Origin of the sequence: Clostridium homopropionicum DSM 5847 (genome assembly GCF_001263795.1) — a bacterium.
Classification (GTDB): Bacteria; Bacillota; Clostridia; order Clostridiales; family Clostridiaceae; genus Clostridium_H; species Clostridium_H homopropionicum.
Map to the genome: position 1 here is coordinate 1 of NZ_LHUR01000032.1, position 20,723 is coordinate 20,723.

At 31.4% G+C, this 20,723-nt stretch carries 18 protein-coding genes; 16 read left to right on the plus strand and 2 right to left on the minus strand.

Annotated features, from left to right (window positions below; all coding sequences use genetic code 11):
• Window positions 1-236 precede the first annotated feature (236 nt).
• The 5 genes from CLHOM_RS13590 (at window position 237) to CLHOM_RS13610 (ending at window position 4,476) form a co-directional block, all read left to right on the plus strand.
• Window positions 237-860 (plus strand): hypothetical protein, encoded by a 624-nt coding sequence (locus CLHOM_RS13590; RefSeq protein WP_052222239.1) that lies wholly within the window; start codon window positions 237-239, stop codon window positions 858-860.
• A 38-nt stretch (window positions 861-898) separates the two neighbouring features.
• Window positions 899-1,387 (plus strand): helix-turn-helix transcriptional regulator, encoded by a 489-nt coding sequence (locus CLHOM_RS13595; protein ID WP_242846784.1) that lies wholly within the window; start codon window positions 899-901, stop codon window positions 1,385-1,387.
• Window positions 1,368-2,450 carry a DUF2157 domain-containing protein gene (locus CLHOM_RS13600; RefSeq protein WP_052222241.1) on the plus strand — a complete coding sequence of 361 codons (1,083 nt, stop codon included), beginning with the start codon at window positions 1,368-1,370 and terminating at the stop codon, window positions 2,448-2,450. The genes CLHOM_RS13595 and CLHOM_RS13600 overlap by 20 nt, the downstream gene beginning before the upstream one ends.
• Complete coding sequence (locus tag CLHOM_RS13605; RefSeq protein WP_052222242.1) at window positions 2,434-3,009, plus strand: GDYXXLXY domain-containing protein; 576 nt, start codon at window positions 2,434-2,436, stop codon at window positions 3,007-3,009. The genes CLHOM_RS13600 and CLHOM_RS13605 overlap by 17 nt, the downstream gene beginning before the upstream one ends.
• Window positions 3,010-3,117: 108 nt before the next feature.
• On the plus strand, window positions 3,118-4,476 hold the full coding sequence (locus CLHOM_RS13610) for an MATE family efflux transporter (protein WP_052222243.1): 1,359 nt from the start codon (window positions 3,118-3,120) through the stop codon (window positions 4,474-4,476).
• A 97-nt stretch (window positions 4,477-4,573) separates the two neighbouring features.
• Here CLHOM_RS13610 and CLHOM_RS13615 read toward each other — a convergent pair whose 3' ends face one another.
• Window positions 4,574-5,032: a spore coat protein gene (locus tag CLHOM_RS13615; RefSeq protein ID WP_052222244.1), complete on the minus strand. Its 459-nt coding sequence runs from the start codon at window positions 5,030-5,032 to the stop codon at window positions 4,574-4,576.
• Window positions 5,033-5,129: 97 nt separating this feature from the next.
• On the opposite strand from CLHOM_RS13615, the gene CLHOM_RS13620 reads away from it, so the two are divergent.
• Window positions 5,130-6,245, plus strand: a complete 1,116-nt coding sequence (locus tag CLHOM_RS13620; RefSeq protein WP_052222245.1) for an aminopeptidase — start codon at window positions 5,130-5,132, stop codon at window positions 6,243-6,245.
• A gap of 51 nt (window positions 6,246-6,296) precedes the next feature.
• On the opposite strand, the gene CLHOM_RS13625 is transcribed toward CLHOM_RS13620, so the two are convergent.
• Window positions 6,297-7,478, minus strand: coding sequence for a pyridoxal phosphate-dependent aminotransferase (locus CLHOM_RS13625; protein ID WP_052222246.1), 1,182 nt, complete (start codon window positions 7,476-7,478; stop codon window positions 6,297-6,299).
• 201 nt (window positions 7,479-7,679) lie between these two features.
• On the opposite strand from CLHOM_RS13625, the gene CLHOM_RS13630 reads away from it, so the two are divergent.
• The 10 genes from CLHOM_RS13630 to CLHOM_RS13675 all read left to right on the plus strand — a co-directional run bounded on the left by CLHOM_RS13630 (window position 7,680) and on the right by CLHOM_RS13675 (window position 20,709).
• Window positions 7,680-9,125: a DEAD/DEAH box helicase gene (locus CLHOM_RS13630; protein WP_052222247.1), complete on the plus strand. Its 1,446-nt coding sequence runs from the start codon at window positions 7,680-7,682 to the stop codon at window positions 9,123-9,125.
• A 101-nt stretch (window positions 9,126-9,226) separates the two neighbouring features.
• Complete coding sequence (locus CLHOM_RS13635) at window positions 9,227-10,321, plus strand: GerAB/ArcD/ProY family transporter (RefSeq protein WP_052222248.1); 1,095 nt, start codon at window positions 9,227-9,229, stop codon at window positions 10,319-10,321.
• On the plus strand, window positions 10,302-11,426 hold the full coding sequence (locus tag CLHOM_RS13640; RefSeq protein WP_052222249.1) for a Ger(x)C family spore germination protein: 1,125 nt from the start codon (window positions 10,302-10,304) through the stop codon (window positions 11,424-11,426). The genes CLHOM_RS13635 and CLHOM_RS13640 overlap by 20 nt, the downstream gene beginning before the upstream one ends.
• Before the next feature lie 23 nt (window positions 11,427-11,449).
• Window positions 11,450-12,874 (plus strand): spore germination protein, encoded by a 1,425-nt coding sequence (locus CLHOM_RS13645; RefSeq protein ID WP_052222250.1) that lies wholly within the window; start codon window positions 11,450-11,452, stop codon window positions 12,872-12,874.
• Window positions 12,875-12,979: 105 nt separating this feature from the next.
• On the plus strand, window positions 12,980-15,106 hold the full coding sequence (gene recQ / locus CLHOM_RS13650; protein WP_052222251.1) for a DNA helicase RecQ: 2,127 nt from the start codon (window positions 12,980-12,982) through the stop codon (window positions 15,104-15,106).
• Window positions 15,107-15,120: 14 nt separating this feature from the next.
• The gene (locus CLHOM_RS13655) at window positions 15,121-16,296 is read left to right on the plus strand and encodes an efflux RND transporter periplasmic adaptor subunit (RefSeq protein ID WP_052222252.1); all 1,176 of its coding nucleotides are present in this window, start codon (window positions 15,121-15,123) and stop codon (window positions 16,294-16,296) included.
• Entirely contained in the window at window positions 16,280-16,972 is a 693-nt protein-coding gene (locus CLHOM_RS13660) for an ABC transporter ATP-binding protein (RefSeq protein WP_052222253.1), read from the plus strand. Before CLHOM_RS13655 ends, CLHOM_RS13660 begins: the two co-directional genes overlap by 17 nt.
• Before the next feature lie 18 nt (window positions 16,973-16,990).
• Window positions 16,991-18,202: an ABC transporter permease gene (locus tag CLHOM_RS13665; RefSeq protein WP_052222254.1), complete on the plus strand. Its 1,212-nt coding sequence runs from the start codon at window positions 16,991-16,993 to the stop codon at window positions 18,200-18,202.
• A 37-nt stretch (window positions 18,203-18,239) separates the two neighbouring features.
• Window positions 18,240-19,214: an MBL fold metallo-hydrolase gene (locus CLHOM_RS13670; protein WP_052222255.1), complete on the plus strand. Its 975-nt coding sequence runs from the start codon at window positions 18,240-18,242 to the stop codon at window positions 19,212-19,214.
• Between the two features lie 190 nt (window positions 19,215-19,404).
• Window positions 19,405-20,709 carry an alkaline phosphatase family protein gene (locus CLHOM_RS13675; protein WP_052222281.1) on the plus strand — a complete coding sequence of 435 codons (1,305 nt, stop codon included), beginning with the start codon at window positions 19,405-19,407 and terminating at the stop codon, window positions 20,707-20,709.
• Window positions 20,710-20,723: the final 14 nt, after the last annotated feature.

Here is a 20,723-nt window from a genome sequence, read left to right on the forward strand (position 1 = left end):
AATTGCTTCTCGATTACAAAACAGGCATTACGGATACAAAAACTGCGTTTCGGTTACAAATATTTAGTTGTCGATTACAAAGGTGGCTTTTCATTTTACAAAGTGGCTTCTTGCTTTTCTATTAACCTTCATAAATTTTATTTAGAAATATTTCACATCAAGCAGTTGTAATATATACAAAAATAGTGTAAAATTACACTATAAAGATAATAGTACACTGAGATAGGAGATAATAAGTGAAGAAAGTATTTAAAACAATATGCATGATATTTATAAGTATTATATTTGTTTTTAATCTATCAAAGGTTCCTACATATTTAGAATTTAAAAGCTACCTAAAAACCAACTATCCAGCAAAAGACTTTAATGTTAGCTGGATTAAATATAATTTTATTTATGGTGGATCATTCTCAAAGGTAGTTTGCACAGCAGATAACACGACTTTCCAAATAAATAAAGGAAAAACTTATATAAGTGATAATTACTATTTAACTAAGAATACAAATGCAATGAATAAAATTCTAAGAGAAAACTTATATAGTGAAAATGAAGAATTAAATAGTTTAGTAAGATCAGTATATGGAAGTTCTAATAGTTTAAATCATGATCAGGTAAAAGACTACAAACAAATAGTAGATAGTATAGGTATAAGTTTTTATAGTGATAAAATTATAAATAAAAGGCATATAGCACAACTAATACATGAAGTAATTGAAGTTTACAAAAGAAATAATATTAAATTTAATCAGATATCAACAGACTTTGAAATGGATGGTCACGTATATTCAATAGTTTTAAAAGATGAGCAATTAGGCTATGATGTAAATGCGATAGTTTCAAGTATAAGGAATATAAAATAATGTGAGATTTATAACATATGAAGGAGCGAGGTGGTAACTTGAATAAGCTAACACAGGAAGAGTTGAATAGTATAGTTTCAAAGAAATTGAGACTAATAAGAAGTGAATATAATTTTTCTCAAGATAAAATGGCAGAAATACTTGGAATTTCTAAAAAAACTTTGATTCAAATTGAGAAAGACAGAACTGAGGCTTCCTGGACTCTTGTAGTAGCAGTATGTGGACTTTTTAGAGAAAGTGAAGTTCTGAAAATGGTTTTAGGAGAAGAGCCGATTGAAATGGTAGAAGCTATGATTTTTGACAATATAGATTCACCAAAGAATCTAACTGGAGGTGGAAAGGTTCTCTGGAAGGACATTTTAAGTGAAGGCAAATTTAAGATCCAAAAGAATATTATAAGCTCTCATTATAGAATAATTGATGGACATAACAGAAGGTGGTACAGCTCCTTTGATAAAGAGTATATATTTGAAAAATTTAATAATTTATTAGAAAGGGGAAGAGATAATGAAGAAGAAGTTGAGTAAGTCAACCTACAGATTTCTATTTAATGAGTTAAAAGGTCATAAAGAAAAGGGCATTATAACTCAGCAGCAAGTAGATGATATGATGACCTACTATGAGGAAGATGCAGGACTAAGCTTTATAAAAGTGCTAGTTACTATAGGTTCGATTTTAATAGGCCTTGGCATTATTAGCTTTATTGCTAGCAACTGGCAGGAGATAGGTAAATTTGCAAAAGTTTTAATTATAATCTTTGCTTTAGGTGCTTCTTTATTAAGTTCCTATAAGCTAGAGAAGGTTTATCCTAAGACTTCAAAAGCATTATTGTATTTAAGCACTTTAATATACGGAGCAGGAATATTTTTAATGGAGCAAACTTTCAACTATAGTACTGAGGTTACCCTAGGATTTTCTCTTTGGGTATTAGGTACCGTTGTAGCATCACTGCTATTCAAAGAAAAGTATATTTTTATATTTTCACACATTCTTTCAATAATATTTATTTCTGGAAGCTTTAATGAAAATATAGTAGTTATAAGTTTATTTTACGTTATAGTGTTTTATATAGGAAATAAGTATTTTAATCATTCAAAGCTAGTTACCTTCTTTAATAACTTAGTGGCTTTAGATTTTTGTTTATATTTCTTAAATCATTTAAATTTAGATGGAATATATATAGCTATAATTTTCTTTATACTAGGAAATCTAATGTATTATGTAAATCATAAATTAAATCCAGAAGTGTTTAATCTACAAGGTATTATTGTTACAGGAATAAGCGGAATTTTCTTAACTTATAAGGATATATGGCAGCAGCTGTCTTTTATTAAGAATGGGAACTATGTAGCTATAGGATTTGGTATCATTATAGTGTTGTATTTTCTATCATTAGTAAGAAAGGGAAGCTTAATTGCTCTGATTTTTACCTGTATAATAATTTTAAGGTACTACTTTGATACTTTATATGATTTTATGCCTAAATCTCTATTTTTTATCATTGGAGGATTCATTTTGCTAGGCTTTGGTTATTATTTTGAAAGGCTGAGAAAAAATGAAGGGGGTATAATCCATGAAAAGGATAGTTAAATCAAGAAAATTTAGATATTTAGCTGCGTTTATTACAATGGTTGTAGTTCTGCTATCTATGACAATACAGCCAATGCTTACAAAGTCTATGGGAACAGAAATATTGATTAAAACAAAGCCCTTGGATCCGACAGATGTTTTTAGAGGAGATTATGTTAGACTTAACTATGAAATAAATGAAATTCCTGATGAGAAACTTGATGAGGATATTCTAGAATACAAATCAACTAAGGATGAATATAATCCTTATGAAGATTTAAGAGGGAAAAATATTTATGTTACTCTAAAGAAAAATGGCAACTATTACGAATTAGATAAAGCAACCCTGAAGAAACCAAAGGAAGGCATTTATTTAAAGGCTAAATATTACCATAGTTTATTCTTACAAGAGGTGACAAACAAACCTAGTGGTATAGTTGTAAATTACAGGCTAGATAATTACTTTGTACCGGAGAATACTGGAAAAGAACTTGAGGAAAAGGCTTCAAAGGGTGAAATTTTGGCTAAAATTAAGGTTTATAAAGGATATGGCTTATTAACAGAGTTAGTAACTCAATAAATATAAAAGCTGTATTAGTCAATTGATATGATTAATATAGCTTTATTCATTTGTAATAATAATATATAATGGGTAATGGTTGGACATAATTAGCAGGCAGGTGATACAATGAAAAATAAATTGACAGAAGGCAAAATACTACCAACCTTAGTAAAATTAGCAATTCCTATAATGGGCACTTCTTTTGTTCAAATGGCTTATAATATGACAGATATGATTTACATTGGGAGACTAGGCAGTAGTGCTGTTGCCGGAATTGGTACTGCAGGATTTTTTACTTGGTTTGCCATGGCACTTATTCTTATATCCAGAGTAGGAGCTGAAATAGGAGTTTCTCAAGCTATAGGCAAAGATAATTTACATACTGCAAAAAAATACGCTGAAAATACTATTATTTTAAACGTAATTATTGGTATAGCATATGGTATAGTACTAATTTTATTTAGAAAACCTCTTATAGGTTTTTTTAATCTTAACAATGAAAATGTTATAAATGTTGCTATAGAATATCTAGTAATTATAGCTATTGGCATAAATTTTTACTTCATAAACCCTGTTTTTACTGGAATTTATAATGGTTCAGGAGACAGCAAAACACCTTTTAGATTTAATGTTATAGGGTTAGTGTGCAACATGATACTTGATCCAGTACTTATTTTTGGATTGGGACCGATTCCAGCTCTTGGAGTTAAAGGAGCAGCAATAGCAACGGTATTTTCTCAAGCAGTGGTGACAGTATTATTTTTGATATCTGCAAAACATTATGTTTTTATTAGGGATTTTTCTATTAAAGAATTTGATTTAGAATATGTAAAAAAAATATGTAAGGTAGGAATCCCCGTTGCTTTGCAGAATGGTATGTTCTGTATTTTTGCTATGGTTATTGCAAGAATTGTGGCAGGTTGGGGAGAAGTTCCAGTAGCAGTTCAAAAGGTAGGTTCGCAAATTGAAGCTATTTCTTGGATGACTGCAGGAGGTTTCCAGACAGCTATAGGCGCTTTTGTAGGACAAAACTATGGTGGAGGGAAATGGGATAGAATAGTTAAAGGCTATAAGGCTGCAATGTTGAGTGTAAGTATTATAGGGATTTTTGCAACTGTCTTATTGATATTCGCTGCAGCACCTATTTTTTCTTTTTTCATACCAGAGAAGGAAGCTTTACCCTATGGTGTAGCTTATCTGAGGATACTTGGGGTATCTCAGCTATTTATGTGTATAGAAATAGCTACTGCTGGGGCCTTTAATGGAATGGGAAAAACAATGCCGCCTTCTCTTATAAGTACTATATTTACAGGGCTTAGGATACCTGCAGCACTAATTTTATCTTCTCCGAGTATATTAGGATTAAATGGAGTATGGTGGAGCATAAGCATAAGCAGCATTATTAAGGGAATAGTCCTTACTGCTTGGTTTATAACATATTTGAAGTTAAAACCCGTAAATTTAAATATTCAAAATACAAATTAAGTTGACAGTAACCAGTAACCAATTCCCGGTAACCGGTTATAGATATTTTGCTTTAGCAAAATCACCTTTGATGTTTTCTGGTTACTGGCTACTTCTTTTAAGAAACTGTATACCAGCCTCTTGAGTGCATTGCATTAAATAGTGTTTCAGCATGCCCTTGTTCTTCCTGTTGAATATGTTGAAGCTGCTTTCTTATGTTAGGATCCATTGATTCTAAAACTGCAGTGTTATAGGAGCTGGTAACATGTTTTTCAGTTATCAAGGCATCATTTAATAGCTGTGCATCTGTAATTCCGATATCAGACTGCATATTGGATAAATCTCCTTGAGGTTTTGAATAGCTTTCAAAGATATTCTGCTTTGCTATTCCATTTTGAGTAAGTATTCCTTTAAGTGTAGTTGCATGCTCCATTTCTTTTGTTGCAAGATCACTGAAAACTTGCTTTAGCTGTGCATCAGAGGACATAGAAGCATATTGCTCATATTTCCTTATACAAAGATATTCAGCATTTAAATTGTCCTCGATTAAAGTTTTTTCCTTATTAGTAAGAGGCATAAATAAAACTCCTTTCAATACAAATTTAATACATACATAGTATTACCAAAGAAAACAAATTATATTTATAAATAATAAGTAATTGGAGGAATGAAAAATGATAGATCCAAGACAAAGTAAACTTGCAAGAAATCTAATAAACTATTCTTGCAGATTAAAAGAGGGGGAGAGGGTACTAATAGAGGCCTTTGACCCAGATTTAACCTTTGTAACAGAGCTAATTAAGGCAGCCTATGAAGCAAAAGCAATACCTTTTGTTACTGTAAAAAACAAGGCTGTAGACAGAGCAATTCTTATGAATTGCAGTGAAGAACAAATAAAAATGATGGCAAAATATGAAGCTACAAGGATGTCTGACATGGATGCTTACATAGGTGTAAGAGCTTCTATGAATACCAATGAACAATCAGATGTGCCTAGTGAAAAACTTACTATATATAATAAGTATTTCTGGAATGAAGTTCATGGAAAAATAAGAGTTCCAAAAACTAGGTGGGTTGTTTTAAGATACCCTACAGCTTCAATGGCACAAGGAGCTGACATGAGTACAGAAGCCTTTGAGGATTTTTATTTTAATGTATGTAATCTTAACTACGACAAAATGTCAAAAGCTATGGATAGTCTAGTTAAAGTCCTAGAAAAAACTGATAAAGTTCATATAGTAGGAAAAGATACGGACCTTACTTTTTCAATAAAAGGTCTTCCTGCTATAAAATGTGCAGGATCAGCTAATATTCCTGATGGGGAAGTATTTACGGCGCCAGTTAAAAACTCTGTAAATGGATATATAACCTACAATACACCTGCTGTACATGATGGATTTACATTTGAAAATATTAGGCTGGAATTTAAGGATGGTAAAATAGTAAAAGCTACAGCAAATGATACAGAAAGAATAAATAATATATTTGATACAGATGAAGGGTCAAGATATGTAGGAGAATTTGCTTTAGGAGTAAATCCATATATCCTTAAGCCAATGAAGGATACTTTATTTGATGAAAAAATTTCAGGTTCTATCCATTTTACACCAGGAGCTTCTTATGATGAATGTGATAATGGCAACAAATCTTCAGTTCACTGGGACTTAGTTTATATACAAAGACCTGAATATGGTGGAGGAGAAATATATTTTGATGATGTGTTAGTGAGAAAAGATGGATTGTTTGTTATTGACGAATTGAAGTGGTTAAATCCAGAGAATTTATTATAAAAAATGTGAGCAGACCCCTGGGATATGTTCCCATGGGTCTGCTCACATCATTTATTTAAATTCTTCCATTAATTTTTCAAAGGCTGGGATAGATCTTTCTATTATATCAAATTTTACGCAATAGGACATTCTGAAATATCCAGGACATCCAAAGCCGCTGCCAGGTACAAGAAGTAAGTTGTATTTCATTGCTCTATTAACAAATTCTACATCATCATCTATAAGTGCTTTAGGAAATAAGTAAAATGCACCTTCAGGTTTAACGCATTGGAATCCAATTCTAGTTAGATTTTCATATAAAAAGTTTCTTCTCTTTTCATAACCTGAAACATCTACCTTAGCTTCTAATGCATCTGCTACAACCTTTTGAAATAATCCAGGAGCATTAACGAAACCAAGAGTTCTGTTGCAGAAGGTTAAAGCATTAATAAGAGTGTCTACATCGTCAATATTACTGCTGGCTGCTATGTATCCTATTCTCTCTCCAGCAAGACCTAAGGATTTACTAAAGGAATTAACTATTATTGCATTTTTAAAAATAGAAAGTATATTAGGGACCTTAGCATTATCATAAACAATTTTGTTATATGGTTCATCAGATATTGTATAAATGCTTATACTTAAAGCTTTTTCTTTCTCAGTTATAATAGCATTAATTTTTTTTAGGGTTTCTTCTTTATAGATAACTCCAGTAGGATTGTTTGGATTATTTATAATTATAGCCTTTGTTTTAGAGTTAATACTTTTTTCAAAAGCTGCTAAGTCTGGTTCGAAATTTGTAGTATCAGGAGGAACTACTACGGTTTTTCCGCCACTATTATCTGCATAAGAATTGTATTCTACAAAGTAAGGTGCAAATACTATTACTTCTTCACCAGGATTTAAAAGAGATTTTAATACAACATTTAATCCGCCAGCTGCACCTACAGTCATTACAACATTATTTGATGTAAGTTGAACATCGCTTTCCTTTTGTAAAAGATCAGCAATCTTTTGTCTAACTTCTGGATACCCTGCATTGTTCATGTATTTGTGAAGACCTTCTTCTCCACTTAATATATGTTTTCTTAAGGATTCAATAACTTCAGCAGGAGGCTCTGCATATGGATTTCCAAGGCTGTAATCATAAACATTTTCTGCCCCAAATTGTTCTGCAAGCTTAGCACCCTGTTCAAACATCTGTCTTATCCAGGAAGAGTTACTTAAATTTTTTATTATTTTTTCTGAAAACATAAAACAAATCGCCCCTTTTTTAGTGTAATTGTAAAGTATATTAACTACTATTTTAGACTAAAAAAGTAATTAATGCTATAAAACTTTAATAAATAGCAATAATTATTAAATGAAAGCCTATATTTCTTTAATATTTTGAAGTTTTGTGATAGTATTATTCAAGTGATAAGGTTATAAATAATAACAAAGAAGGTATAAATTATGAAAAACTCAAATTTCAACAACTTTAATTTAAGCCATAAAATATTGGAAGCATTAAGTATGTTAGGATACGAAAAACCATCAGAAGTTCAAGAAAAGGTTATTCCTTATGCTCTTCAGGATAAAGATGTAATAGTAAAATCTGAAACTGGAAGTGGAAAAACTGCAGCTTTTGCAATTCCTATTTGTGAGAGGATTGACATAGAAAAGAAGAAGTCTCAAGCTTTAATTTTAACTCCAACTAGAGAACTAGCAATACAAGTAAAAGAGGATATAAATAATATAGGAAGACTTAAAAGAATACGGGCAATTGCTGTATTTGGAAAGCAACCTATCAGTGAACAGAAAAAAGAGTTAAAGCAAAGGGTACATGTAGTTGTAGGAACACCAGGTAGAACTTTAGATCATATAGAGAAAGGTAATGCTGACTTTGGGAATATAAAATATTTGATTATTGATGAAGCAGATAAAATGCTGAACATGGGTTTTATAGAACAGGTAGAAGGAGTGATAAAAAGGCTTCCAAAAGACAGAGTAACTATGTTATTTTCAGCAACTATTAGTGATGAAATAGAAGCCTTGTGCAATAATTACATGATTAATCCATATAGAATTGAGGTTAACCCACAAAAGCTAACAACTGAAAAAATAGAGGAAGTATATTATCAGGTGGAGTTTGATAAAAAGTTTAGTTTATTAAATAAAATAATCGCTTCAGAGCTGCCAGATAGCTGCATAATCTTTTGTAATACAAAAGATCAGGTAGATATAATAGCACAAAAGATGAATAGCAGAGGGTATTCCTGCAGCAAACTTCATGGGGGAATGGAGCAGAAGGATAGGACAGACACAATGCAAGCTTTTAAAAGAGGAGAATTTCAATTTCTAATAGCAACAGATGTGGCGGCAAGAGGAATTCATGTTGAGGAAATAACTCATGTAATAAATTATGATATTCCAGTAGAAAAAGAAAGCTATGTTCATAGGATAGGAAGAACCGGAAGAGCAGGTAGCAAGGGAAAGGCAATAAGCTTTGTATATCCACAGGAAATTAGATTATTTAATGAGATTGAGGAATACTTAGGAAATAAGATAGTAAAAAAAGATCCTCCTAGTGAGGAAGATGTTGAAAAGGGAAAGAGTATATTAAAAGATAAAATAAAGGCTAAACCTAAGCTTAAGCAAGATAAAACTGCAGGTTTAAATAAGAAAATTATGAAGCTTCATATAAATGCAGGGAAAAAGAAAAAGGTAAGAGCAGGAGATATTGTTGGTGCAATTACTAGCATTGAAGGCATTTCTTCAGAAGATATTGGGATTATAGATGTTCAAGATTCTTTCTCATATGTAGATATTCTTGGAGGGAAGGGTAAAATAGTTTTAGAAGCTTTAAAGGAAACTCCTATAAAGGGTAAATTGATCAAAGTGGAAAAAGCAAAAAAATAGTAATAAATAAAGTACAGTATCTAAAGTGATTCTAGATCTGTACTTATTTTTTTATAAAATATGGATAAAATAATATTAAATTATAGATAGGGAGTAATTAAATGAATACACCTTTAACAAACAGGCAAATTGCTTTCGTTGTTTACTGTACCATGGTAGGATTTGGAATTATCAATTTACCTAGGGATATGGCAGAAGCAGGTGGAACTGGTGGATGGATTCCCTTGGTTATTTTAACAGTAGTTTTTATGTTCAATGTTTATATTATAAGCTATTTAGGATATGTAAATCATGGTAAAACCTTGATAGAATATAGCGAAAAGCTAGTAGGTGAATTTCTTACCCGTATTATTAGTATTATTTATGGCATATACTTTTTTATGTTTTTTACATTCATAACTAGAATATATGCTGAGACAGTTAGAATGACAATGTTACCTAGAACTCCATCGTGGGTAATAACTTTTGTATTCTTTTTATTATTATATTATTCCTTAAGTAAAGGACTTAATGTAATTGTAAGAGTTTGTGAGATGTATGGATTCATTAATATTGTTGGAAACATTTTCATGAGTATAATAATTTTTACTCAGGGAGAAATCATAAATATAAGACCATTATTTGTAGAAGAAGATTTAATGCTATATCTATCGGGGACCTCCAAATTGATATTTGCTTTTCTTGGAGTAGAACTGCTTTTTATGATTCCTTTTAACAAAGAAAAAAACAGTAAAATATTTAAATATACTCCTGCAATCGTAGGAATTACAGGTGCTATGTATATACTTATAGGAGAATCGGCAATATCTATAGGCGGAATAGAACTAGTGACACTATATAAAGCTTCCGTATTTAATATTATAAGAGGGTTAGATGTATCTTATTTAGAAATATTTAGGAGACTTGACGGTATTTACGTAGTTGTTTGGTCATTAAATATAATATGCAGCCTGTCCTTATGGGGTTATGGAGTGCAGCAATGTATAAATAAAGGAATGAATATAAAAGAAAGTAAATTAGTCATAGCATTACTTGTTTTAGCAGCTTGCATTATTGCACAAATTCCTGAAAGTACAAATGATGTGGAAAAACTTCTTAAGTATAATGGGTATTTAGGATATATTACATCTTTATCTTTACCATTAATATTACTAATAATTACAAAGGTAAAAAAATATGATAAAAAGACAGTATAAAATAATTTCAATGGTGATATTATCTTCTTTACTGGTAGGATGCTGGGATTACGAAGATATAAATAAGAAAAATATTGCTCTTTCTGTAGGGATTGATGAGAAGGAGGGAATGATTCAACTAGTTGCTGAAAATGCTAAACTCAGTAGTGAAATAAGAGGCAAAAGCGAACAGTCTCAACTAACTCAGGATTATCAAAATCTCTCCCAAGGGAAAAACTTTGAAGACGTAAGAGGAGAACATGAGTATACTGTACCTCAAAGCAATTTTACTGGAGCAATGAGAGCAGTGGTTTTTAGCAAAAGCTATGCAGAAAAAGGAATTGAATCATATATAAATAGAATTAATTTCTTAATAGAATTAAGGAAATCTTTATTAGTTGTAATATGCAATGAGCCAGTGAAGGATTTTTTGAAAACAGAGATTAAAAATGATATAAATATAAGTTATGCTATAGAAGATACTATAAAAAAGTTAGCTAAAGATGGTAGAAGCCTTTTTGATACTGCTCAAGAGGTGCAGGCATATATTCAAAATAAGGATTTAGGATTTGTTATCCCATATGTAGGGATAAAAGATTATGCTGTAGAGTTTCAAGGGCTAGCAGTAATGAAGGATAGCAAGATGATCGGGCTAATTAATAAAAAAGAGATAGATGGATTTATATTTTTGCTGCTAAAAAATCCTATTATGAATAAAACAGTTTATAGTGATGGAGACGAAAAAAGGCAATATGCTTTTCAAGCAAAATTGAAAAAAAGAAAAGTTAAAACAAGTTACAAAGATAAAAAAATAAATATAGATGTGGATTTACAGATAAATTTTTCAATAAAGTATCAATACAAAATAGAGCCATTAAATAAAAACAAGATTAAAGAAGTAGAAAGTGAAGTCTCCCAGATGATCTATAAAGAGGTCATGTATGCTATAAATAAATCTCAAAAGGATTATAAATGTGATATATTTCAGTTTGGGAAATATTTCAAAGCAAATAATCCAAAGGATTATAGAAGAATAAATTGGAATGAGGAATATCCTGATGCAAATATTAATGTAAATGTTAATACTCATCTTACTAATGTAAATTTAAGAAATGTAGAACAATAAATAAAAGCTGAGGTAGTTAAGAAATGAGTAATAAAAATACAGATAAAATTCAAGAAATTATTAATAATATTTCTGGGGTATTACTTAGAAAATTGCAAGTGACGAATAAGGAAGTTTGGATTGCATTTATTCCTCAGATTTCTGATAGGGACAGCATCTCAAACAATATAATTAGGCCATTGTTATGTTATGATAAAACAGAAGAACTGACTTTGGATTTAATTTTAAACTCAGTCATTTATATTGATGATGTTTTTGAAGAAAATGATGAAAATAATATTGTTAATCATGTTTTAGAAGGTAAAGCTATTATTATTTTAACTGATAGTGATAAATTTATTGTGGCAAACACAATTAGTATAGAAAAGAGAGCAATTGAGAGCCCTCAGATTGAAACCAATATACGTTCTCCAAGGGATGCTTTTACAGAAAATTTAGATTCCAACTTATCTTTAATAAGGCATAGAATAAAGGACCAATCATTAAAAATAGATTATATTACTGTAGGCAGCAGAACTAAAACAGATGTGGTAGTAATTTATTTATCAGATATAACTAATAAAGAGTATGTGAAAGTCATAAAAAAGAGAATAAAAGATATTAAAATAGACGGTATATTAGAATCTGCATATGTTCAAAAATTCATTTCTAATAAGGATACAACATTTTTACCGCAAATGGGTATCTATGAAAAGTCAGATTCTACTTGTGCAAATATTTTAGAAGGTAAAATATGCATAATGGTTGATGGAAGCAATATAGCTATAATCACACCTAAAAATTTCGTTGAGTTTTTTGATGCTTCAGATGATCATTATGAAAATATGTATATTTCTTTTTTTATTAAAATGCTTAGATTCGAGGCTTTTATTATTACGCTTACTTTGTCGGCGATATATGTAGGAATAGTTGCATATCATGCGGATATTATTCCCGCCCAGTATATAATAGTTCTAGCTGCTTCAAGAACAACAGTACCAGTTAATGCTATAACAGAAACAATACTTATGGAAATGGTTGTAGAACTGCTTAGAGAGGCAAGCGCCAGACTTCCAAAACAGATAGGACCTGCCATTGGTATTGTTGGTACAATTGTTATAGGTCAAGCGGCGGTTGTTGCAGGGCTTGTAAGTCCTCTTATGGTTATAATTGTTGCTTTAGGGTTAATGGCATCCTTTGCTATACCAGACTATACAATTATGAATTCAATCAGACTTATGAAGTTTGGAATGATACTTATCACTGGACTTCTGGGGATTTTTGGATTTATCATGGGGATTACGTTTATTGTTATTAAACTTGCATCTATTTCAACTTTAGGAGTACCTTATTTAGCTCCAATTGCTCCTTTCTACTATGAAAATTTAAAAAATTATTTCTTAAGCAATATTGTGCACACTAAAAAAAGACCTGAGTATTTGAAAAACAAGGATGATACAAGGCAATAAATGAGATAGCTGTGTAATTTGATTATTGCACTAATGAAGAGGTAAGTTTAATATAGAATTAATGAAAATTTTATAGAATTTAATCAAAAGTGAAGGAGAATTTAATTGTTAGCAAAAGCTAGGGAACTACTAAAAAAATATTATGGATACTCAGAGTTTAGAATTGGGCAGGAAAAAAGTATAGTAAACATTTTAAATAATAGAGATACCTTTGTTTTAATGCCTACAGGGGCAGGAAAATCTATATGCTATCAAATTCCTGCTCTTATTTTTGAAGGAATAACTTTAGTTATATCGCCTCTAATATCTCTAATGAAGGATCAAGTAGATTCACTAAATGAAATGGGAATAAAAGCTACTTTTATTAATAGCACCTTAAGTAATATAGAAGTAGAAGATAGAATATTGAAGGCCACTTATGGGCAATACAAGCTATTATATGTTGCTCCAGAAAGATTGGAATCGGAAATGTTTTGCCAGGTTCTAAGAAGCTTAGACATTTCACAGGTAGCAGTGGATGAGGCTCATTGTGTGTCACAGTGGGGGCATGATTTTAGACCGAGCTATAGGCAAATATCAAAATTTATTAGAAGTTTACATAAAAGGCCTGTTGTTTCTGCTTTTACAGCAACAGCTACTGAAGAAGTAAAAGAGGACATAGTAAAGCTTTTAGAACTTAGAAATCCAAAGGTATATGTTACTGGTTTCAATAGAGAAAATCTCTATTTATCAGTAATTAAGGGAGTGGATAAAAGAGATTTTATACTTGAGTACTTAGAAAATAATAAGGATAAGGTTGGAATTATCTATGCTGCCACAAGAAGAGAAGTAGATAGCATACATGATTTATTAAGTAAAAAGGGGTTCCAGGTAGGAAAATATCATGCAGGCTTAAGTGAAACGGAAAGAAATGCCAGTCAAGATGCTTTTTTATATGATGACATAAGTGTAATGGTGGCAACTAATGCTTTCGGTATGGGCATTGATAAATCTAATGTTAGATATGTTATACACTACAATATGCCTAAAAATATGGAGGCCTATTATCAAGAAGCAGGTCGTGCAGGTAGGGACGGAGAACCAAGTGAATGTATTTTGCTTTTTGGAGAGCAGGATGTTATTCTTCAAAAATACCTAGTTGAACAAAATATAGTTTCTGCAGAAAGAAAGATAAGTGAATATAGAAGAATTCAGCAAATGGCAGATTACTGTCATACAGAAAGGTGTCTTAGAAGCTATATTTTAAACTATTTTGGGGACCAAAGCTTTGAAGAAAGCTGCAACAATTGCAGCACCTGTAAGGATGATAGAGTACTTGAAGATATAACAATAGAGGCACAAAAAATATTTTCCTGCATTGCAAGAATGAATCAAAGATTTGGCTCAACGCTTGTAGCCTTTGTGTTGAAGGGTTCAAAGAATAAAAAGGTTCTAGATTTAAACTTTCATAACCTGTCAACCTATGGAATAATGAAGCAGTACAGTGAAAAAGAAATAAAGAACATGATTAATGTACTTATTGCTGAAAAATACTTAAATCTTACTGAAAGTGAATATCCTGTTTTAAGACTTACTGGTAAGGCTTTAAGTGTTCTAAAAGGAGAAGAAAAAGTATTTAAAAAGGTACATAAAAAAGTTCAAAAGAAAACCGCAGATGATTCATTATTCCAAGTACTAAAATCCCTTAGAAAAACCATCTCAGAAAGAGAAAAAGTGCCTCCATATATTATTTTCCCAGATAGTACTTTAAGGGAAATTAGCGAGTACTTGCCCCAGAACGAAGCCTCATTACTTAAAATTAAGGGAGTTGGAGAGTCTAAATTAAAGCGGTATGGGGAAGAATTTTTAAATGCAATAAAGGCTTATATATTAGAGAATAGGATTGTTATAGAAAAGCAAGGGAAAGATTATGAAGAAAATGAAGCTGAAAAAATCCCAAGCCATATAGTAAGCTTAAATATGTATAGAGAAGGAAAAGAATTAGAGGATATTTCTAAAGAGAGAGGACTAAAAATCACAACTGTACAAGACCATATAATAAAAGCTTTTCTTGAGGGCGATGATGTTAATTTAGAGAATTTTATTCCAGAGCAGCATAAAAAAATAATTTATGAAGCCATAAATAAAATAGGAGCAGGAAAGTTAAGACCAATTAAAGATGCTCTCCCAGAAGAAGTGGATTATATGAGTATTAAAGCTGCTCTATGTACTATAAAGAAGGTCAATTGGTAAACGGAGGTAAAAAAATGAAGAAGAAAACAGTTATCTATATATTAATATTAATAGTTATAGTTTCAGGTGTATTTTGGATGAGAAATAACAGAAAAAATAAGGAGATTATAACTGTAAAAACAGCTGCAGCTGGAGTTGGAGAAATAAAATCCTATTTATCCACTTCAGGAATTGTAAAGTCAAAGAATTATAAAGAATATTACGGAACTCAAGGGAAGATAAAAACACTAAATGTAAAAGTAGGAGATAAGGTAAATAAGGGAGATACTTTATTAACATATGAAACTCAAGATTTATCTTTAACAGTAAAACAGGCTGAAATTCAATATGAAAATGCTGTTCTTCAAAGAAATGATCTGTATAATCAAAATAAAACCGTAAAGGATAAAATTGCTGAACTAGACAAGGAAATTGCTCAGCTAGAAAAGAGTTCAAATCAATTAGATAAAACAAAGCTAGAAGCATTGAAACAACAAAGAAATAGTTTAAGCCCAATTTCTCAGGAGAAGCTTAAGCAAATGGATAATGCAGTAAATTTAGCAAAAATATCCTTAGATACTGCAAGAAAGAACCTACAAGAAAATAAAGCTACTATCGTTGCAGAAAATGCTGGAGTTGTTACAGCTGTAAATGGAGTAGTAGGAGCAGTAAGTAATGGTATGCAGCCAGTTATTGTGGTTCAGGATACAGAAAATTTAAAGGTTCAAGTATCACTTGGAAAATATGATGCTAAAAAAGTAAAGCTAGGGCAAGAAGTAAATATTGTTGATGAAAATAGTCGTTATAAGGGGAAAGTATCTCTCATTGACCCAGCAGCTACTAAAACTCAGTCTATGTCAGGAAATGAAACAACCTTAGGTGCCGAAATAGATGTATTAGACAAGGCTGAAGAACTTAAAATTGATTTTGATGTAGATGTGGAAATATTAACTGGACAAGTAGCTAATGTTCTTAAAGTTCCTATTGAGAGCATAAAAGCTGAGAAAGGAAATAAAAATTTAATTTATGTTCTCCAAGGAGATATTGTTAAAGAAAAACAAGTAAAGACAGGTATTCAATCAGATACTGAAATCGAAATAAAAGAAGGCATAAATAAAGGAGATAAGGTAATATTAAACCCGTCCGCTTCAATAATAGATGGTATTGTGGTTAAGGAATTCAAGGAGGGGGAAAATGCTTCAGGTAAGTAATGTAATTAAGACATATAGAACTGGTGATATTGAATTCACAGCTTTAAAAAATATAAGCTTAACAATATCAAAAGGAGAGTTTACAGCTATTATGGGTCCTTCAGGTTCAGGTAAATCAACCTTTATGAATATTTTAGGATGTCTTGACGTGATGGATAGCGGTAAATACATTTTAAATGGAAAAGATGTATCAATGTTAAGAGATGAGCAGTTGGCTTACATTAGAAATAAAGAAATAGGCTTTGTATTTCAAGCCTTTAATTTGATACCCAGAATGTCCATACTAGAAAATGTAGAGCTGCCTATGCTCTATGGGGGTATTTCTTCAAAGGAAAGAAGAGAAAAGGCATTAATTGCACTTAGAAAGGTTGGTATAGAGGATAGAGCAAAGCACCTTCCAAATGAGATTTCTGGTGGTCAAAAACAGAGAGCAGCTATTGCCAGGGCCATTGTTAACTCTCCTTCAGTAATCATGGCAGATGAACCTACAGGAAATTTAGATACAAAATCGTCTATAGAAATAATGAGGATATTCCAAAACTTAAATAATGAAGGAGCTACAGTAGTTATGGTAACTCATGAAAATGATATAGCTCAGCATGCAAAGAGGATAGTAAGGTTTAGAGATGGAGAAATTGTTTCTGATGAGAAGGTAGAAAATAGAATTGTCTTATAAGGCAGGTGATATTAAAACATGAATATATTTGAAAGTATTAAAATTGCATTAGAAAGTATCAAGGCAAATAAAATGAGATCTTTTCTAACAATGCTTGGAATAATAATTGGAATTAGCTCTGTTATTACTATAGTTGCCTTAGGTCAAGGAGGTAAAAATCAGATTGCAGGAGAATTTGAAAAAATAGGAGCTGCCTCAGTAAATATCAATTTGGATACTTCAAAGGCTCAATCTACAGATTATTTCACTCTTGAAGATGTAAAACAAATAAAAGAAAAAATTGATACAATTAAATATGCGACGCCAGTAGTCCAAATGAGAGGAATGGTTGTTGCAGAGAATAAAAGTAAAACAGGTTTTTTTACTGGTGGATCACCAGATATTGTTTATATTAACAATTCAGAAATTACCTATGGAAGATTTTTTAATGAAAGAGAATTCGAAAATGGAGCTGCTGTTGGAATAATAGACGAATATTCTGCAAAGGTTTTATTTGGGTATAAAGACGTAGTTGGAGAAAGTTTAAAGATTGGAGAGGGTACCTTAAGTAAAAAAATCACCATAATTGGTGTGGAAAAAGGTTTTTCTAGTCCTTTCGGAGATGGCGAAAACAGTGGAAGACCCATACAAGCAACAATTCCAATTACCTTTATGAATAACCTACAAAACAACGGAGTAAAGATTAAAGGAATAACTATTATGGCTAATTCAAAAGAAAATTCTGAATCAGCAGGATATAGTGCCATAAATATGATAGAAGGCAGACATAACAATAAAGGTAAAGAGCTATACAAGGCAGAAAGTGTACTTAAGGTTGTAGAACAAATTAATAGTGTACTTAATATTTTTACAGCTTTTATAGGAGCAGTAGCAGCTATATCCTTATTAGTTGGTGGAATTGGTGTAATGAATATAATGCTTGTATCCGTAACAGAAAGAACAAGGGAAATAGGCATTAGGAAAGCTATAGGGGCCACTACTAGAGCGATTTTAATACAATTTTTAACTGAATCTCTTATAATTTCTTTAATAGGTGGAATTATTGGAATGACCTTAGGAATTCTAGGAGCTGAACTTATTGGAAACGTTGCAGGAATTACACCTACGGTGTCTTTATCAGCCATACTAGGAGCAATACTTTTCTCCTCAGCTGTAGGTATTTTCTTTGGAATATATCCAGCTAGAAAAGCAGCAAAATTAGATCCTATAGATGCTTTAAGATATGAATAAGATAAAGAATAAAATTAGTGAATTTTAGGAGGATAATATGGCAGTAAAAGTTTACCCAAACATATACAAACAAGAAATACCATTACCTAAAAATCCATTAAGAGCAATTAATAGCTATATTATATTGTCTGAGGATAGAAATTTAATTATTGATACGGGCTTCAATACCGAAGAATGCAAAAAGTCTTTAATGGATGGAATAAGTGAACTAAATATTGACCTAAGTAAAACAGATTTACTTGTGACTCATCTTCATTCAGATCATTCTGGGCTTGCATCTGATCTAAGTAAAGAGGGCGTTAGGATATACGCCGGCAAGATTGATGGAAAAATGATAAATCAAATGATTTATAGAGAATATTGGGCAAAGTATGAAGCCTATATGAAAATGTTTGATTTAGAAAAGGATAATGTGTCCTTTGAAGAACATCCAGGATATAAGTTTAGTCCAAAAGAACCAATTGATTTTATACCACTAGAGGAAGGCAATGTACTTAAGGTTGGTGAGTATTCCTTTGAGGTTGTGGATATTCCAGGACATACTCCAGGACACATTGGATTATATGAAAGAGAACATAAATTATTTTTCTGTGGAGACCATATTTTAGATAAGATAACTCCAAATATAACCTTTTGGGGTTTTGACAGAGATATATTGTCTGTTTATTTTAATAGCTTAAAAAAGGTATACCAGTATGATATTCAATTACTTTTCACAGCACATAGAGAAATTGTTAGAGATCACAAGAAAAGAATTAATGAATTACTAAGCCACCACGAACATCGACTAAATGAAGTAAAGAATATAATAAAAGAGAATAAGATGACAGTAAGAGACACAGCTGCCAATATGCATTGGGAACTAAGATATGATAAATGGGAAGACTTCCCTAGCGCACAAAAATGGTTCGCATCAGGTGAAGCCATGTCACATTTAGAACACTTAGCCTATACTGAAAAGGCGCAGAAAACTGACGAGGACGGAATATTATATTATAAATTAAATAATTAATTACTTACAGAGGCCAGCCCCCTGGGAAATGTACCCAGGGGGCTGGCCCCTGTAAAAAATCGGGATTTTTATCTCGATTTTTTACGTATTTTTTACATATAATTCTATAAAAAATGTTATTATTAATATACATATCTTAGTATTAATTATACTTAGAGCATGAAGCCCTAGGAGGAACATGTAAATGGAAATTGCAAGAAAGACAAAATATCTATTTGTTATATCTTTTGATGGATTATCTACAGTAGACTTTGAATATATATCTACACTGCCTAATTTTAAGGAATTTATCAAGAAAGCTTCCTATTGTAAAAAGGTTTATAGTGTATATCCTACTCTTACTTATCCGGCTCATGCAACAATAGTAACCGGTAAATATCCTAAGAATCATGGAATTATTAATAATACCTTGTTTCAACTTAATAGAAAAAAGCCAGACTGGTATTGGAAAAGACAGTATTTAAAAGGAGAAACCTTATATGATTTAGCAATAGAAAGAGGTATGAAGGTTGCAGCCATATTATGGCCAGTTACTGCCAAATCAAAAATTCAATATAATATGCCTGAAGTTTTGGCAAATAGACCATGGCAAAATCAGATTATTGTGTCTATGTTAAATGGCACCCCCTTTTACCAATATAGGTTAAACAAAGCCTTTGGTCATTTAAGAAGTGGTATAAGACAGCCTAATCTAGATAATTTTGCTCATGAGGCATTTTTGTATACTATAAAAAATAAAAGACCCAATCTATCTTTAATCCATTACACAGATTTAGATACTACAAGACATATTCACGGTTTTCATTCGCAAAATGCAATGGAAGCATTAGAAAGGCATGACAGAAGGCTTGGAGAGATAATAAATACACTTAAAGAAAGTGGTATTTATGAAGAAAGCACTATAGTATTGTTAGGAGATCACAGTAGTTTAGATGAAGATAAGGTAGTTAATTTAAATGTGCTTTTGAGGAAAAAAGAGTACATTTGCGTAAACAAAAAAGGAAACATTAAAGACTATAAGGCGATTGTTAAAAACTGCGATGGTTCAGCTTATCTTTACTTAAAAGACAAAGAGGATGAGAAGTTAAAAGAGGATATATACAATTTACTTACAGATTTTAATAAGGATTTCAATTGCATTGAAGCTATATACAATAGGGAGGAAGCTATTAATTTTGGAGCAGATCCTGAATGTACTTTCATCCTTGAAGCTAATAAGGGATACTATTTCTTAGATCAATTTGAAGGAGAAATAATTCGAGAGGTAAAAGACCATCATATAGGTGTAGTACCTGATTTTACTAGATCTACTCATGGATATTCACCTTTTAAGGAAAATTACACAACAGTTTTTATGGCAGTAGGAAAGGGTATTAAAAAAGGTGCGGTTATTGAAGAAATGAATCTGGTTGATGAAGGGCCTACACTTGGGAATCTTTTAGGAATAGAATTGAAAGAAGCAGATGGCAAAGTAATTTGGGAACTTATTGAGTGAGTAGATAGAAAGAA